This window comes from Acinetobacter sp. YH16044, assembly GCF_013417145.1.
In the GTDB taxonomy this organism is placed as follows: Bacteria; Pseudomonadota; Gammaproteobacteria; order Pseudomonadales; family Moraxellaceae; genus Acinetobacter; species Acinetobacter amyesii.
Genome location: NZ_VPEK01000006.1, coordinates 24,397 through 40,465 on the forward strand (window position 1 = coordinate 24,397; position 16,069 = coordinate 40,465).

The 16,069-nt window shown below is 40.9% G+C and carries 17 protein-coding genes; 4 read left to right on the top strand and 13 right to left on the bottom strand.

The window, feature by feature from the left end:
• Positions 1-92: 92 nt before the first annotated feature.
• Both lolD and FTV38_RS05820 read right to left on the bottom strand, forming a co-directional pair.
• Entirely contained in the window at positions 93-776 is a 684-nt protein-coding gene (gene lolD / locus FTV38_RS05815) for a lipoprotein-releasing ABC transporter ATP-binding protein LolD (protein WP_180021928.1), read from the bottom strand.
• Positions 769-2,004: a lipoprotein-releasing ABC transporter permease subunit gene (locus tag FTV38_RS05820; protein WP_078190389.1), complete on the bottom strand. Its 1,236-nt coding sequence runs from the start codon at positions 2,002-2,004 to the stop codon at positions 769-771. Before FTV38_RS05820 ends, lolD begins: the two co-directional genes overlap by 8 nt.
• Positions 2,005-2,030: 26 nt before the next feature.
• On the opposite strand from FTV38_RS05820, the gene FTV38_RS05825 reads away from it, so the two are divergent.
• On the top strand, positions 2,031-2,600 hold the full coding sequence (locus tag FTV38_RS05825) for a PilZ domain-containing protein (RefSeq protein ID WP_078192054.1): 570 nt from the start codon (positions 2,031-2,033) through the stop codon (positions 2,598-2,600).
• A gap of 7 nt (positions 2,601-2,607) precedes the next feature.
• Here the strand turns inward: FTV38_RS05825 and FTV38_RS05830 are convergent, their stop codons facing one another.
• Both FTV38_RS05830 and FTV38_RS05835 read right to left on the bottom strand, forming a co-directional pair.
• Entirely contained in the window at positions 2,608-3,513 is a 906-nt protein-coding gene (locus FTV38_RS05830; protein WP_168378072.1) for a DMT family transporter, read from the bottom strand.
• Between the two features lie 5 nt (positions 3,514-3,518).
• Positions 3,519-4,007 (bottom strand): YaiI/YqxD family protein, encoded by a 489-nt coding sequence (locus FTV38_RS05835; RefSeq protein WP_372491130.1) that lies wholly within the window; start codon positions 4,005-4,007, stop codon positions 3,519-3,521.
• Positions 4,008-4,273: 266 nt separating this feature from the next.
• Between FTV38_RS05835 and FTV38_RS05840 the strand changes: the two genes are divergently transcribed.
• A complete protein-coding gene (locus FTV38_RS05840) occupies positions 4,274-5,206 on the top strand; it encodes a hypothetical protein (RefSeq protein WP_168378073.1) in 933 nt (310 codons plus the stop codon).
• A 286-nt stretch (positions 5,207-5,492) separates the two neighbouring features.
• Here the strand turns inward: FTV38_RS05840 and FTV38_RS05845 are convergent, their stop codons facing one another.
• Genes FTV38_RS05845 through FTV38_RS05860 form a run of 4 tightly spaced genes read right to left on the bottom strand, consistent with a single transcriptional unit; the run spans position 5,493 to position 8,548 of the window.
• Positions 5,493-6,365: an alpha/beta hydrolase gene (locus tag FTV38_RS05845; protein WP_180008944.1), complete on the bottom strand. Its 873-nt coding sequence runs from the start codon at positions 6,363-6,365 to the stop codon at positions 5,493-5,495.
• A 25-nt stretch (positions 6,366-6,390) separates the two neighbouring features.
• Positions 6,391-7,089: a BON domain-containing protein gene (locus FTV38_RS05850; RefSeq protein ID WP_078192932.1), complete on the bottom strand. Its 699-nt coding sequence runs from the start codon at positions 7,087-7,089 to the stop codon at positions 6,391-6,393.
• Between the two features lie 60 nt (positions 7,090-7,149).
• Positions 7,150-7,557: a YraN family protein gene (locus FTV38_RS05855; RefSeq protein WP_180021975.1), complete on the bottom strand. Its 408-nt coding sequence runs from the start codon at positions 7,555-7,557 to the stop codon at positions 7,150-7,152.
• 46 nt (positions 7,558-7,603) lie between these two features.
• Complete coding sequence (locus tag FTV38_RS05860) at positions 7,604-8,548, bottom strand: penicillin-binding protein activator (protein WP_180021929.1); 945 nt, start codon at positions 8,546-8,548, stop codon at positions 7,604-7,606.
• 10 nt (positions 8,549-8,558) lie between these two features.
• Here FTV38_RS05860 and rsmI point away from each other — a divergent pair, with 10 nt between their 5' ends.
• Together rsmI and FTV38_RS05870 are read left to right on the top strand one after the other, a co-directional pair.
• The gene (rsmI, locus tag FTV38_RS05865) at positions 8,559-9,401 is read left to right on the top strand and encodes a 16S rRNA (cytidine(1402)-2'-O)-methyltransferase (protein ID WP_180021930.1); all 843 of its coding nucleotides are present in this window, start codon (positions 8,559-8,561) and stop codon (positions 9,399-9,401) included.
• Between the two features lie 104 nt (positions 9,402-9,505).
• Positions 9,506-9,928, top strand: a complete 423-nt coding sequence (locus FTV38_RS05870; protein ID WP_180021931.1) for a hypothetical protein — start codon at positions 9,506-9,508, stop codon at positions 9,926-9,928.
• Positions 9,929-10,061: 133 nt separating this feature from the next.
• Here FTV38_RS05870 and FTV38_RS05875 read toward each other — a convergent pair whose 3' ends face one another.
• The 5 genes from FTV38_RS05875 to pepP form a co-directional block, all read right to left on the bottom strand.
• On the bottom strand, positions 10,062-10,310 hold the full coding sequence (locus FTV38_RS05875; protein ID WP_078189169.1) for a hypothetical protein: 249 nt from the start codon (positions 10,308-10,310) through the stop codon (positions 10,062-10,064).
• A 174-nt stretch (positions 10,311-10,484) separates the two neighbouring features.
• On the bottom strand, positions 10,485-11,729 hold the full coding sequence (locus FTV38_RS05880) for an FAD-dependent monooxygenase (RefSeq protein ID WP_180021932.1): 1,245 nt from the start codon (positions 11,727-11,729) through the stop codon (positions 10,485-10,487).
• Positions 11,726-12,934: a 2-octaprenyl-6-methoxyphenyl hydroxylase gene (gene ubiH / locus FTV38_RS05885; protein ID WP_180021933.1), complete on the bottom strand. Its 1,209-nt coding sequence runs from the start codon at positions 12,932-12,934 to the stop codon at positions 11,726-11,728. Before ubiH ends, FTV38_RS05880 begins: the two co-directional genes overlap by 4 nt.
• 382 nt (positions 12,935-13,316) lie before the next feature.
• Positions 13,317-14,492 (bottom strand): tetratricopeptide repeat protein, encoded by a 1,176-nt coding sequence (locus FTV38_RS05890; protein ID WP_180021934.1) that lies wholly within the window; start codon positions 14,490-14,492, stop codon positions 13,317-13,319.
• Positions 14,493-14,682: 190 nt separating this feature from the next.
• The gene (gene pepP, locus FTV38_RS05895) at positions 14,683-16,017 is read right to left on the bottom strand and encodes a Xaa-Pro aminopeptidase (protein ID WP_180021935.1); all 1,335 of its coding nucleotides are present in this window, start codon (positions 16,015-16,017) and stop codon (positions 14,683-14,685) included.
• Positions 16,018-16,069 lie beyond the last annotated feature (52 nt).

A 16,069-nucleotide genomic window follows, 5' to 3' on the forward strand; every position in this document is an offset into this window, starting at 1 on the left:
TTTATTATGTGCTGGCAATAATAAAGCCCACCGAGGTGAGCTTCAATCAAACAATCTTAATCCACTAATTTTTTACAAAATCAATTTAGCGCTTAGTCATCTACCCATAAACCATCTTGCATATGCAAAATCGCATCAGCAGATTGAGCTAAATATTCATCATGGGTCACAATTAGCATTGCCATGTTAAATTCTTTACGTAACTCAGACAGCAACTCAAAAATCCTCACCGCGGTTTTGCGGTCTAAGTTCCCTGTTGGCTCATCAGCCATCATCAACTTAGGTCTTGCTACCAATGCACGAGCCAAAGCCACACGCTGACGTTCACCGCCTGAAAGCTCACCCGGTTTGTGCGTCATACGATGCGAAAGTCCAACACGTTCCAACAGGTATTCAGCTTGCTGCTTGACTTCTTTGAAATTACTCGACTTACGTAACATTAATGGCATCGCCACATTTTCAAACGCGGTAAATTCAGGCAACAAGTGATGAAATTGGTACACAAAACCCAAATGTTCATTGCGAATATAACCACGCTCTGCTTCACCTAAAGTGTCAAAGCGTTGACCATTAATCAACACTTGACCCGATGTTGGACGATCCAAGCCACCCAATACATGCAACAACGTACTTTTACCAGAGCCACTTGAACCAACAATTGAAACAAACTCACCTGCTTTGACTTGTAATGAAAGTCCGCGAATTACATCGACTGTAGACTTACCATCAGTAAAAGATTTGGTAATTTTTTGGGCATCTAAAACTAAATTACTCATAGCGTAGAGCCTCTGCAGGTTGAACTTTAGCTGCACGTAAAGCCGGATAAATAGTCGCGATAAAGCTAAGACCCAATGATAAGGACACAATCACCACAACATCTTGCCATCTTAAATAAGACGGTAAATAGTTAATGAAGTAAGCATCAAACATATTTAAGCCCAGTGTTGTATTCAACCAACCAACTAAATTACTAATACTAGATGCAGCGATAATCCCTAAAATTGCCCCAGACACCGTACCAATCACCCCAATCACTGTACCTTGCACCATAAAGATCCGCGTGATTGTAGCCGGTGAAGCGCCTAGTGTACGCAAAATGGCAATATCGGATTTTTTATCAGTGACCACCATCACCAATGAAGACACGATATTAAATGCTGCAACCAATACAATCAGGAACAGCAATAAACTTACCATTGCCTTTTCCATTTGAATCGCACTGAACAGGTTGCCGTGTGTATAAGTCCAATCTGAAGCATAGAAGTTTGCTGGTAGATCACGCACAATTTCTTGAGAGACTTGTGGTGCTGCAAAAATATCATCCAACTTCATACGGATGCCTTGTGCACCATCTGGCAGTCTTAATAAAGTCGACGCATCGTTCAGGGCCACATAGCCCATCATCGAATCAACCTCTGCACCAATACTGAAAATACCCACAATTTTAAATCGTTTAAAACGCGGAACGACCCCAGCCGGCGAAGGAGTTGCTTCGGGAAGCACCAAGGTCACACTGTCATTCAAGCCTAAACCTAAGGCATCTGTCATTTGCTTGCCAAGGACAATACCAAACTCACCTTTTTTCAGGTTATCGATACTGCCTTCCACCATATGGTCTTGGATAATTGATACCTTTTTTTCATACTGCGGTTCAATCCCACTGACCATAATGCCAGACACTTGACCTTGTGCCGTCAACATTCCCTGTAATTGGGTGAATGGTGCGACCCCTTGAACATGCTCATGTTGCTCAATTTTTTTTGCAAGTTCAGGCCAATTTGTTAAAATTTGTGTTGAAGAAACAGTGGCTTGAGGTATCATTCCTAAGACACGAGTTTTCAGCTCACGATCGAAACCATTCATCACAGATAAAACTGTAATAAGGACTGCCACACCAAGCGTGAGGCCGATCATGGATACCAGAGCAATAAAAGAAATAAAGTGGTTACTGCGCCGAGCGCGAGTGTATCTCAACCCTATATACAGCGAGATTGGTTTAAACATAACCATCTAGTCCGAGGTAATATATTATGGAAAATTTACAGCATCAAAGTGTTCAAACTGAACGCCGTGTAATGTCGCGTATCGATGCTGCTTTGCGCATCAACTATCAGATTATCTCTGATGATGTTGCACTGAATGATCCTTACGATCCTAATTTTGTATTGCCGCGCTATTTTCTACTACTTGCTGAATTAGATCAATTTGATCATGCACTCAACTACGAATTAGAACAATTAGCTGAGAAAGATCAACAAATTGCTCGAATCTTATCCTTATTTAACCAAAAGTTAAACCTTATTACGGGTTCTTTATACGACGCAATTGTACAAAGCATGTTACCAGTGCCTGAGCATGTGAATTTTTCAGAGACTGGTTTGAGCTTTTTTAGCGAACGCGCGATTAAAGAAGGTACTTATATCCATGTGACCTTAAGCCACCCTGAAAATTTCTTCCATATTGCGGCAACAGCACAAGTGGTTTATAGCCGTGAAGAAGAAAGCAACTTGTACCGTACGGGTGCCTATTTTATCACACTGCTCCCTCAAGACCGCGTCAAACTTGCAGAGTGTATCGCACTGACCCAAAACAAAGAGTGATTTTTAATCAATGTTTTAATTTGTGGGCGAGCTCTCTGTTCGCCCGAAAATCTTTATAAAAATAAACAAACAAGCCTGATAATAGAATCACAGCACCAAGTAAAACCATCAATGATAATTTTTCATCATTCAGTAAAGCACCAAAGAGCATAGCAAGCATGGGTGTGAGTACCGTTGTTAAAGACAAAGTTGTCGCCTTGATGTTTTGTACCAGTTTGAAATAACAAAACATTGCAATCAATGAAGCCATAATCACTGCATAAAATAAGCCAATGAGCGCTTTAGTTGAAGGCATCTGTGTCGGTGCATACTGCCATATAAACGGTAGCATCGCGGCAGAAAATAGTGCTGAGATAAGAATCGAACCTGTGGCTTGAGACATGGGCTGCAAAGGTGCATTGACTTTTTTCACCCAAAAAATCGACATACAGTAGACGAACACGCTCATTAACATTAAGACGATACCAACAGGCTGTACATGCTGATCACTGCCGCCTAAGCAAATAATGGCTAAACCACAGACGGCAATCAACATCCCAATCCATTGCAAGCGATGCAGATAGGTATGAAAGAAGAAACGACCGATCAGACCCGTCATAATTGGTGCCAAACCAAACATCAGGGCAATAATGCCTGAGCTGAGATAGGCCGTTGCCATATAGGTAAAAATCTGAGAACCAATAAAACTAAACGCCCCCGCCAAATAACTGTGCAGCGAGGTTTTATCCATCGGCAGTTTATGTTTAAAAATAAACAATAATGCGACAGCCAAGGGTAATGCGATAAAAAAGCGTAATGTCAGTGCCCAAAACGCATTGATATCACTGACACTCCAAACGATGGCAAGTGGCGTGGTCGACCAAATAAAGACCAACAACGCATAGGTGGTCGCTAGATTTGTTTTAGATGGCATGGTTTTTACTTCTGCGCCGTTTTTCGTTTTTGCTTTTGAATGGTTTGATCTAAGCTACTAGAAAATTCGCGCTTATCTCGTTCTGAAATCGGTGCTGGACCACCAGTTTGCACACCTGCGCCCCGTAATGTATCCATAAAGTCGCGTAAATGTAGACGAGCTTTGACATTTGCTGTGGTATAAATCTCACCGCGTGGATGTATCGCTATACCGCCCCGCTCAATCACTTCAGCAGCAAGTGGAATATCCTGTGTCATCACGATGTCGTGCTCTTTCATGCGCTGAATAATTTCTTTATCCGCGGCATCTGCCCCGCTCATGACTTGAATTGAGTTAATCCGCACCGAAGGCGTTATCCCAACATTTTGATTGGCGACAAAAGTGACTTCTAACTGGTAACGATCAGAAGCCCGAATAATCACATCACGTAAAATGCGTGGTAACGCATCTGCATCCACCCATAATTTAAATGGCAGCACTGATTTTCCATTCACTTTTAAACATGACTCATAGTAACAAATCTACATGACATTTTGGGGATCTGCATCCGCTGAATGGATCTACATTTCTCTAATTATGAGAATCGAAAAGCTGCAAAATGAGTCCAACTTGGGCTTATTTTCCAATGCTTTTACATTTAAATCCTACTGAAAACATTTTTTATGCATGATTTCATGATAAATATGACGTCGGTGACTTGAAAATTTCAAATAACCCTCGATTTATTAATTATGAAACCAACCCAATATCAATTGTGCATATGAAAAAACAAAATAGCCCTGAAATTATCACTATTGAAGATCAAACTTTTGGTAGTCATGTTGAACATTGGAATTTGCTCACCGGCAACCCGACAACGGATGTACCAGTTTGGCTGGGTCAGGCATTGGATGCACCCATTATGCCGATGGGCTTATGCGCACAAGAATCTGATATGGATCAAAGTACCTGGCTGATTCAAGGTCCATCACAAGCGTCGATTCAACTGTGCCAAGTGATTGCGGTAGAAAATAATAAACCTAAAGCCGTTAAAACTGCATTTCCAAGTTTTGATAGCCCATATAAAACCAAAGCCACCATTGAACGTATTATTACCTGTAAATCCAATACGCAAGCTGTGCTTTGCCTCGACTTAGGCGCAAATACCAGTGTGTATGCTTTTGATAGTTTATATAGCGTCAATCACGACCAATATGAAAAAGATGCAAGCTACAGTGTGCAACTCAATGCTTGGGCCTATGAACTTGAAGCTGTCGCTGAACATGAACAGCTCGTCGTTGACGATCCTGCATCGATAAAACATCATCGTGCTTTAAACGATATCTTGACAGCAAATAATGGTGTTGCCCCTGCAGACTTACACGAACAGATTAAAGCGTGGCAACCGAAGTCTGAAGATGACAAAGCACCAGTCACCGTCGATTTTTCTAAAATGGTTGCATACCTATATGGTGAAAATCTTGGCCAAGAAGACGAAGCTTGGTTCCAAGGGCATATTGTTGGCAAAACTGCCATGCAATTTAAAGAGCAAGACTATACGCTGTATGATGTGACCTTAATCCACGAAGAAAACCAAGAAGCGGTGATTGTTCGTGTTGCAACACGAAATCCGGCGCATAAAGATTTCAATGTTGGGCAATATATTCGTGGCAATCTGTGGATACAAGCCAATATTTACGCGAAATCTGCCTAATTGGAATTCAAATCTAAGAAGAAAAAAACCACCAAAATATGGTGGTTTTTTTTATTACTTAAATTAGTATTTAACGTCAAACACTAAACTTCTTTCATAAATCAATTTTAAATCAATACTTAATTCACAAAAAATATTCCCTCTCCTTTTCAAGGATGAGCATAATTACGCGCAAGAAGGAGAGGATTTATATGAAAAATTTCCCTCATCTTAGAGGAAGAAGGGCTTTCAGTATTAATCTTGCTACGAATTAATGATCATTTTTTTGACTTATGAAAGCTATCTACTAGCGTGGACTAATTTCATCGAGTACACGCATGATTTCAGCTTTGGTTTTAAAGAAGCGACTAAATAAACTCGAAACTGAACCAATCATCGTGATGTGCCCAACACGTGGGATTTGAATCAACTGACTGTGGTTGCCTGAGGCTTTTAATCGACGATCTAAATCTTCACTATTGCTATAGCCAACGATATTGTCTTTATCCGCAGTAAATAGATAATGCTTCACTTGATTGTGCTCAACAAAATAATACGGCATCACTTGTTGATACGGTACATTTTGATCAAAGGCATCTGCACAAATCGGATCACCTTTATAATCAAAATGATATGGCCCTGCCAATCCCACAATTGCACGAATATTCTCTTTCACTTGTAGCTGATAAGGCGTCGGATGATACAGTGCAGACATGACATTAAATGCCCCTGCCGAATGTCCCATTAACACCACATTTTCCACTTCAATCTGCAACTTATGCTGAGACTGCGTCAAATAGTTTAATGCAAGGCTAAGATCATCAATTGAAGCCGGAAAAATATATTCAGGTGCGAGATGGTAATTAATGACAGCAACATCGAAGCCTTCTTTGGCAAAAGCTTCACCAATGAATCCATAATCCTTTTTGTCACCATGCATCCACGCTCCACCATGTACAAACACGATGAGTGGACGTTGCTGACGAGGTGCTGACGTGCGATACAAATCTAGGCGATGGCGCGCTTTTAGACCATAAGGGATATTGTTTTGAACATGATATCCTTGTTTGGGTGTCAGTCGATTTAATGCATAACTGCCAAAATCATATAACCGAAAATTTCGGTATAAAGATTTAGCCAAATCCATTTTTTGCTGAAGCCGCAGAGACCATTGATTCATATTTTACAGCATCATTTCCGACATTTTATTGAGCATTTGGATCGACAGCATCCGGATCTATCGCTACAGGCGTTTGTACTTCAGGTTGCACATTACCTACAGCAGGTGTGGTGTAACTTGAGTTAATTGAACGTGCCTGTGGATTTGGGTTCTGATCAATATTATCGATTAAAGTGACAATTCGCGTTACATTACCCACTTGTTGCAAGATTTGATTTAAGTCTGTGATTTCCGCACTGTTTAAACGGCCCATCACATAAAGAACAGCATCTTCAGTATGAATGTGTACTTTGCTGTCAGATACCACAGGCGCTTTCATAATCAAACCACGGGTATTCGCAGTGACCGCAGTATCTTGCATGATGGTGCTATAGCTGATCTGATTACCCACTGTAATATAGTTATGTACAGTTTTGACATCACTCATTGAACGGACATTTTCTTCTGCCAATTCTTTTAAATGATTATCTGGCACCTGCCCAGTCAATAAGACATTGCCATGAAAACTTTCAATATTGACACGTGACTGTTTAAAACGAGTATCTAATTTATATAAGTTAATTTTTGCTGTTCGAACAATGGAAGAGTCAATAAAAACTTGTCCCAATGAGCGTGCGCCGCTTTCAGTTCCTACAGGTGCTGATCCTGTTCCATTCGAAATAAAACTCGCACAGCCAGATAAACTTGCGACACAAAGCATCGTTATTGCAATACGCTTAACCACTCAGCACGACTCCTCAAATTTCCACACGTATTTTTCTATGCGTTTACACAGTTTGTTTTATCAGAGATTAATCAACTCTTGATCAAAAGTAAAAGCATTTTCAATCCATTGCTGATGATACGGGTATTTAGAAAAATCTTGCTGTAGTGTTTTTGCAAAGTGTTGATAAAAATCAAAACAAATTGCATCAAAGCGACAATAATAATTTTGAAAATGTGACTGTTCATTTAAAAAAAGCAACGCAGTCTTCATCATCTTACGTTGTTTGTGAATGGAAATACTTTCGACGGCTTGGGCATAGCGGGTATTTGAACGGGCTTTAACTTCGATAAACACCAATTCTTGACCACGTGCAACGATCAAATCAATTTCACCATAACGACTATGATAATTCTGTTGCACCTGTACATAGCCTTGCTGCTCAACCAAACGCAGCGCTTGCCGTTCTGCCCACTGCCCCAGATTCATCTGTCCCAAATTCATCTGCTCTAAGTTTAGCTGCATCGTTTCATCCCTAAAGTGAGATCGCCACGATGCCTTTTTTACTTCGCTCATAGCAGTGAGGAACACGCTGAATATTGTTTTGACTAATTTTGATTAGCCCTGTTCGCCCCTGAAACTCAATGCTTTTTAATTTCGGTTCTTGCAAATATTGTTTTGCGATATGCCATGTGTCTCCGCCAAAAGCTAAAAGACGTTGATATGGCATATCTACAGGGTTTTCCTCATAAGCTCGGATCAGGTCAGGCCAACGCGCGTCATGCAAGGCAGGTGCATCACAAAATTTCAGCCCTACAGGAATGGGCTTAGTGGCTTCAATCGCATTGGCGACGCTATATAGTTTTGTTTTAGGTAGTTTTTTTTGACTGTTTATCCATCCATTATTGCCTAGCAACAGCACCCCTTGATTTTTGTCTAGCTTCGTTGGGAGTTGTTCAACCACTTGAATAGGCACTGAACTTTGGCTGATTAAGGACATGAGCAGTAATTCATGTTCTGCCTCAGTTGCGGGCTGACGTAACACTAACACTTGCGCTAATTTGTCTTTTTCGAAGACTTTTTGGAGTGCTAAAGCATCATCACGTTTCGATAGACTGTACTGCCAGACGTTTGGAATTTGGCTCGTCGTTTCATTTAAAGCCAACACGCGGACTTTAGGCTTTGCTTTTACAAGTGCTTCAACATCTTGGCGTGCTAAAGGGCCAATCACCAATTGAGTTTTTTTATTTACCTGTTGCTTCAATATCGCTGCAATTTGCTTTTGATTTGAATCTACAAACTTAATGGGCACGTTGTAGTCTGACGATTGATATGCGCTATTGAAACCTTGCTTAATACTGGATGCGGCTCGCGCCATAGGGCCAGATTCAGGTAGAATGACCAAGACGTCTGCCTGTGCAGCAGTAAACAGACTGCTTAAAAGGCAAAGACCCAAAATTTTGTTCTTATTATCCAACATGGAGAAACCTATGAGTGCTCAGTTATTTGTTGTTGCAACTCCAATCGGGCACTTAGATGATATTAGTTATCGTGCAATTGAGGTATTGAAGTCGGTTAAAATTATTGCCGCCGAGGATACACGAACTTCCGCACAATTACTTAAACATTTTAGTATCAATACGCCTTTAACTGCCTGCCACGACCATAACGAAAGCAACAAAATCGACCAGCTGATTGAACGCCTAGAAAAGGGTGAAAATATGGCGCTGATTAGTGATGCAGGCACACCATTGATCAGTGACCCCGGCTTTAAACTGGTTCGTGCTGCACAAGAAAAAAATATTCGTGTCATTCCTGTGCCGGGTGCCTGTGCTGCCATTGCAGCTCTCAGTGCTGTCGGCCTACCCAGTGACCGTTTTAGTTTCGAAGGCTTTTTACCGTCTAAACAGTCACAACGTCTTTTAGCACTCGAAAAACTGAAAGACGAAACTCAAACCATGATTATTTATGAAGCGCCGCACCGTATTGTGGATTGCCTAAAAGATATGTCGAATGTCTTTGGTGCCGATCGTCCTGTAGGCTTTGCACGTGAAATTACCAAAACATTTGAAACCATTAAAAAAATGTCGTTGGGTGAATTGGTTCATTTTGTCGAATCTGATCACAATCAGCAAAAAGGCGAAATCGTATTGGTGATTGGTGGTGCGACCGAAGAAAAAAACCTAGAGCAAGAAAAGTTAGACAAATTGTTGACCCGTTTACTTCAAGACTTGTCCGTTAAAGCTGCCTCTCAGTTGGCGGCAGATTTAACTGGAATTAAAAAGAAAGTAGCCTATCAACGTGCTTTAGAATTAACCCAAGCGAACGATTAAGCTTAATTTTTTTTATTTTTAATTTGAACCGCTTATGGGACCTACGGGTTCCATAAGCTATCCCATACAATAATTTAAATAGAATGAAAAAAGTTGGTTATAACATGTCCATAAATCTGTCTGTCAAAAAACCACTGATGTCCATTCTCTTTAATCTGGTTTGGCTCACCGCCCTTGCACATATTATTTATACTGGCATTCAACCCTATCCGCACTGTATTAGTGGCGAGCAAATGACGGCCGATCATAGCGCGATTGCGATGGTCTGTGGATATTGTTCCCTCTATTTTGTAGTCGGTAATTTACTGAAACTGAGCCAATTTTGGGATAGGCATCGTTATTGGGCTTATATCATTTTGAGTGCGGTATTACTTTTTCAATCTTTTGTCGCTGCTGTGGCGGCCATGCATGCACCGCCGTATATTGCTGCATTCATTATCAATTGTATGTTTTTGCTTTTACTGCATTTTGTGTTTTATCCTATTTTCGCGATCAGTCGTAAATATATGAAGCCAAAGACGGCTTGAAGCGACTTCACATCTTATTAACGACTTAACTTCTTGAGCAAACATGCTACAGAGTTAAAAAATGAATGACGTTCATCATCGCACAAGCGAATGAAGCAAAAAAAAACACCACATGACGTGGTGTTTTTTCATTTTAATCTTTTGCCGATTCGTCTGGAGGGACTTCGGTAATACGACCACCACGCGCTAAGAACGCAGCAACTTCATCTTCAAGCGCCTGACGTTGTTTTAGTTTTGCAGTCACTGTTAATGTTTCAGCTTCAGAGGTGTCACCATCAGAGGCAGAATCAGCTGCGTCACCTGCACCTTTTTCAGCTGCTTGTGCTTCATCTTCATCAACTACTGAATCTTCTGGATCATCATAATCGTTCATATCAGTCATTGTGTTCTCCCCGCGAATGACTTCTGTTTGCCAGCGAATGGCTGGTTTTAAATTAACAGAAATTTAGCAATCTCTGAGCATTTCGACTAGTACCCACAATCAAAAAATCGTATCTTTTTTAATCAAAATCGTAACCTTGTTTATACGACTGTCTAAAAAATATCAGACTTTGACCTAAGCTGCGTAGATTGTATCTTTTAAAATACTCAGACCATTGGCTTGAGCCATAAACGCATCTTTTAGAACAGTCTGATTTTCCACTTGTTTTAAACCAAAGTTTCGCGCCCACACCACAGGTGAAAAAGTGGTGGTTTCTAACCAACCAATCGCGGACATACTATGCATCATGGCATCGTTTTGCCCTTTACGACGGTGTTCATATCGCTTCAAACTTTGTTCATGTGCCCACACACCCCGTTTTTTATCGGTCAAAAGCACATCGCAAAGCACTGCTGCATCTAAACAACCAATATTCACGCCTTGTCCTGCAAGCGGATGAATCACATGGGCCGCATCACCAATCAACGCCAGACCATCATGCACATATTGCTGTGCTGCTCGCGCTTTCAATGGAAATTTAGCACGCGGTGTTGCTTCTAAGACCTCGCCGAGCATGTGATGGCTTTCTCGAGTGAGCAACGCAGTAAATTCCACATCGGATAAAGCGACATATTCATCGGCATAATCATCTGGTAAGGTCCACACAATGGATTGCCAATAACCGCTTTCCTCTTTTTTCAGACTCGCCATCGGCAAAAATGCCAAAGGCCCAGTTTCTAAGAAAATTTGACGCGCTACATGCTGATGCGGTTGGGCGGTTTTTATTGCACAGCTCACACCGGCTTGTTTATAGTCCAGCACATCTAGATCGATGAAAGCTTGCTCACGGACAAATGAGTTTGCACCATCTGCACCTATCACCAGTTTTGTTTTGAGCTGTGTACCATCTGCGAGGTGGATGATCCACACACCAACGCCGCGCTCAACTCGACTGACCTTAACTTGGGTTCGGTAGTCTTCAAGCTGTTCTAGCATGTTTTCTTGAATGGCTAAATTCAATACACTTGGTTCAACCATTGAACCTAAAGCTTGCTCAACTGATGGTGTTTGATCTGCAACATGACCAAAATTGATTTCTCCATAGCCATTTTTATTCCACACCTGCATACCAGTATAAGGCTGCTGACGGGCAAGCTTTTCCCAAACGCCCACAGTCTTGAGTAAATGAATGGTGGCTTGACTGAGCGCCAAAACTCGAGGATTCGCAACACTTTTGGTTTTTTCTGCATCCAAAATAGGTGCCGCATCCAATACCGTAGCCTGCACACCGCCTTGCGCCAAAAGCAATGCCGTTAAGCCACCGACCAAGCCACCGCCTACAATAACTGCATCCAGTACATTTGTTTGATTTAAACTCATGCTTTTAGCCCCATTGCATAATTCGCGACCAAAGGCTTAATCCCCGGAATGGTGTCAAAGGCAACTAATCCAGTATTGCGAATGAGTTTTAAAATTGGGTTCTGGTTGCTAAAACCACGAACAACTGAATCACAGAATTTAATCACCCGCTGCTGATCAGTCAGGCGCGATTTTTCATAATCCAGCAGCATAGCTGCATCGCCCAAATCGGCATTTTTTTCAACTTGCTCTGTTAAATAACGGCGCAGTACATAGGCATCGCGCATACATAAGTTAAAGCCCTGACCTGCAACTGGGTGAATGGTATGCGCTGCATTGCCCATCAGCACCACACGGCCGACAGCTTGTTTTTCTGCAAGCACTTGGGATAATGGGAAGCTGAAACGTTTACCCGTTTTTTGGAATTTACCTGCACGGTCGCCATAGGTTTCTTGTAAGGCATCTAAGAAGTGCTGATCATTTTCATCACCCATCCACTCGCCTTCAGTTCCTTTAGGAACAGGCCAAACCACTGAGCGGCGGTATTCACCCGGAAGTGGCAATAGCGCTAACGGGCCAAGTGGACTAAAGCGCTCGAAACCGACATGAGCATGCGGTTTAGAGGTTTGCACCGTAGTGACAATCGCCACTTGGTCATAGTCATGTTCTGATGCGCCAACGCCTAGGGCTTTGCGGCAGAATGAATCACGGCCATCTGCGGCAATCACGATTTTAGATTGTAGTTTGAGCTGTTCTTCAGCACGCTGTGCTTCTATATATGCAAAGTCTGCATCTTGCATCAGTGAAGTCACTTGTACGCCATCAATTAATTCGATTAATGGTTGTTTTTTGACTTCTGTGAGCAACACACGACCGAGCCATGCATTTTCAATGACTTGTCCAAAGCTTTCGACTTTTTCTTGTTCTGCTTTTAGTCGTGCCTTACCAAAACTGCCTTGCTCTGTAATATTCACCTCTAAAATAGGCGTGGCATGTTCTTGCAAAGCATCCCACAGACCAAGTTCTTGATAAATCTGCACCGTACGGCGTGACAAGGCGCTGTTTCGCGCATCAAAACTAGAGTGATAAGGCGCAAGGTTTGCATCATCATAATTTGGGTATTTAATGGCTTCTAAAAGTTTTACGCCAATTTTGGCTTTGGCCAACATGAGTGCCAGACTTAAACCGACCATACCACCACCGACAATGATGACTTCTTGCTGCATGCTTACTTCCTTTTTTATCAAGTATTCGAATTTAGGAAATTCACTCGAAATACATATAATCTGTAATGGATTTTATCTTACATCAAGGGCATGATTTTTTATAATGAAATACAAATTTGTTGCGGGTATTTGCACTGAATAAATACAAAATAAATCATCTCTCGCCGTAAATATTCATCTCAAAAAATAGCGAATCACTTAAAATCACAATAAAAATGACTGAGCCGATTAAATTTCCGGCTCAACCACAGATCATTTTAATTTCAAGCATCAGCTTCCTCATTCAAATGATTCACATCGCCCTTCATAAAAAGTGCCTTGTTATTCTGCCTAACTGATGTTACGCAGTAACATCAGTAATTTAAATAAGGTGCTTAGGAAGTTAAGCATTAAAATACTGGATTAATTTCTGTAATCGAATTTCTGCATCTTGATTAAAAGCATTCGCCGCTTGGTGATACCAGCGCTTTGCTATCTTTAAGTCTAGATTTACACCATTACCCAGCTCATACATTAAACCAATTTTATAGGGGGCAATTGCACAGCCTTGTTTTGCCGATTGCTTGTACAAGTTCATAGCTAGATTATAATCTTGATCAAGAATTTCGCCCTTTTCATATATTTCAGCAAGGGCCGTTCTTGCGTTTATATTTCCCTTTTCCACTGCCTGATTCAGCAGATCTAAAGCGATATGAATATCTGTTTTACATGGATTTTTGAACAACAGCACCGCTAACTTCAGCATCGCTGCATCATCCCCCTGATCAGCCGCTTTTTGATACCATCCTTGTGCTGTTAAATCATTTTTCTCGACGCCGCATCCCGTTTCATACATTTCACCCAATTTAATTTGGGCTGCAATATCCCCTCTTGAGGCTAAACTCAAATAATCATCATAAGTACGCTGATTGTTATACTTAAACTTTATTTTCTTTACTGGATTATAATCACTATCAAAGATTTCAAAACCGACATAGTTTTTAAAGAGTTCAATCAATAACAGCCGAACCAATTGAGTATGATAAATTAAATGATCCTTTTCGCTAAAATAATAATACTGATAATAGCTTTCCAAATCTTCATTGATTTCTTCTTTTAAACTGTTTAAATCAGTCATCCATTTTTTTTGAATTTTGCCATTTTCAACATATTCGTATAAATATCTTGTTGAAAAGTTTAACCATTCTTTTTCAAAATCTTGTATTTGCCCATCCATGTAAAGTTCATCTTCTTCCGCTTGAATGACACATCTAATTTCTGCACCCTCTTTATAAAGCGCATAGCTATAGCTTGAATTTGTGTCTGCAAAATCAAAGAATATCATCCATTTAATCGGTAACCCACTGCTCAGCAAGCTGCTCCATTTTTCAGGTTCAGTAAAAGCAAAATGCGCTAATCCGGCACTATTGATACAAACAACATGATCCGTCAGCCACTCTATATCTAATGCAGATTTTGAGTTTTCTTCAAAATAAACCAGCCAATCATTTACCAGTCTTTCTATATCCTGTTGATTGCCATTAAAGGGAATAACCACCCCAGCTTTTCTAACGCCCATAATTATGATTAAAATAAAAAATTTATACGATTAATTTTAAAAGACTTATATCTAATTTTTGTAAAAACTTAACATCAGAAAATCAACTACATTGCTAATTAACATTGTCTGTATGATTAGTATTTATATGACTGCTTATAGATAAAAAAAAGCCGATCATCTGACCGGCTTTTTTAATTACTATATTAACTTAAGCGGCTTTCGCTTTCGCCATCAGCGCTTCAATCTCTTCTACAGATTTCACCACTGCAGCGGTTAAAACACGTGGACCATTTTGAGTTGCTACAACATCATCTTCAATACGGATGCCAATCCCACGCCATTTTTCATCCACTGTTTCATCATCTGGCGCAATATAAAGACCTGGCTCAACAGTCACAACCATACCTTCTTCATAGGCACGCCATTCACCGTCTTGTTTGTAAGAACCGACGTCATGCACGTCCATACCGAGCCAGTGACCTGTTCCATGCATATAGAACTGGCGGTAACTTTCTTTTGCGATGATTTCGTTAATATCGCCCTGCATGATGCCAAGATCCAGCAAGCCTTGAACTAAAATACGCACTGCAACGTTATGCGGTTCTTTATAAGAGTTGCCGATACGCACAGCATCAATCGCCGCAATTTGCGAATCGAGGACAACATTATAAAGTGCTTTTTGTTCAGGGCTGAATTTACCGTTGACTGGGAAAGTACGGGTAATATCTGAGGCATATAGCTGATATTCACATGCGGCATCAATCAGTACCAAATCACCATCTTTTAATTCTTTATCATTTTCCACATAGTGCAGAATACAGCCATTTTCACCACCACCAACGATGCTGTTATAGGACGGTACACAACCATTTTGACCAAAGACATAATTCAGTTCTGCTTCTAGTGCATATTCCATCATGCCCGGTTTAACCGTTTGCATGGCGCGGGTATGCGCTTCTGCTGAAATATCCGAAGCAATCTGCATCAGTTCGAGTTCATCATCAGACTTATGCAAACGCATTTCATCGATAATGCGATCCAATTGAATGACTTGTGCAGGCGCACTTGCACCCTTACGTGATTCACCGCTTGCAGCTGCAATCCACTGCGCCACACGAGCATCAAAATCTGCTTGCTGCCCAATACGGTAAAATAATTTATCTTTATTTTGTAATTTTTCTAAAATTTCTTCGTCTAATAAATCGATAGCAAAGGCTTCATCCGCGTCATAGTCATCAATCGCACCATCAATACCCGCACGGTAACCATTCCAAATTTCCATTTCACGGTCACGTTCACGGCAGAACAAACTATAGCTATAACCTTCTTCTTCGCTATCAAAGGTTTCAATCACTGCAACCGCTTCAGGTTCAGCAAAACCTGTTAAATAAAAGAAACTACTATCAGCACGGAATTTATAGTCAGCATCTCGGTTTCGCATGGCTTCTTTGCTCGTGGCAATAATTGCGATGCTGCGTAAGCCCATTTCACCTGCAAGGATGTCACGACGTTCCTGAAAATCTGCTTGAGTTAATTTCTTCATTGATATGCTTCTTATACGCTTGGACTATGATTGATTTAATAGGATGATGAAC

Coding starts and splice junctions, on each gene's coding strand:
- pepP (WP_180021935.1), bottom strand. CDS start 16,017: ATGAAGAAATTAACTCAAGCAGATTTTCAGGAACGTCGTGACATCCTT.
- FTV38_RS05840 (WP_168378073.1), top strand. CDS start 4,274: ATGAAAAAACAAAATAGCCCTGAAATTATCACTATTGAAGATCAAACT.
- FTV38_RS05870 (WP_180021931.1), top strand. CDS start 9,506: ATGTCCATAAATCTGTCTGTCAAAAAACCACTGATGTCCATTCTCTTT.
- FTV38_RS05830 (WP_168378072.1), bottom strand. CDS start 3,513: ATGCCATCTAAAACAAATCTAGCGACCACCTATGCGTTGTTGGTCTTT.
- ubiH (WP_180021933.1), bottom strand. CDS start 12,934: ATGCAGCAAGAAGTCATCATTGTCGGTGGTGGTATGGTCGGTTTAAGT.
- FTV38_RS05855 (WP_180021975.1), bottom strand. CDS start 7,557: ATGAATCTGGGGCAGTGGGCAGAACGGCAAGCGCTGCGTTTGGTTGAG.
- FTV38_RS05875 (WP_078189169.1), bottom strand. CDS start 10,310: ATGACTGATATGAACGATTATGATGATCCAGAAGATTCAGTAGTTGAT.
- FTV38_RS05860 (WP_180021929.1), bottom strand. CDS start 8,548: ATGTTGGATAATAAGAACAAAATTTTGGGTCTTTGCCTTTTAAGCAGT.
- FTV38_RS05845 (WP_180008944.1), bottom strand. CDS start 6,365: ATGAATCAATGGTCTCTGCGGCTTCAGCAAAAAATGGATTTGGCTAAA.
- FTV38_RS05880 (WP_180021932.1), bottom strand. CDS start 11,729: ATGAGTTTAAATCAAACAAATGTACTGGATGCAGTTATTGTAGGCGGT.
- FTV38_RS05820 (WP_078190389.1), bottom strand. CDS start 2,004: ATGTTTAAACCAATCTCGCTGTATATAGGGTTGAGATACACTCGCGCT.
- rsmI (WP_180021930.1), top strand. CDS start 8,559: ATGAGTGCTCAGTTATTTGTTGTTGCAACTCCAATCGGGCACTTAGAT.
- lolD (WP_180021928.1), bottom strand. CDS start 776: ATGAGTAATTTAGTTTTAGATGCCCAAAAAATTACCAAATCTTTTACT.
- FTV38_RS05890 (WP_180021934.1), bottom strand. CDS start 14,492: ATGGGCGTTAGAAAAGCTGGGGTGGTTATTCCCTTTAATGGCAATCAA.
- FTV38_RS05825 (WP_078192054.1), top strand. CDS start 2,031: ATGGAAAATTTACAGCATCAAAGTGTTCAAACTGAACGCCGTGTAATG.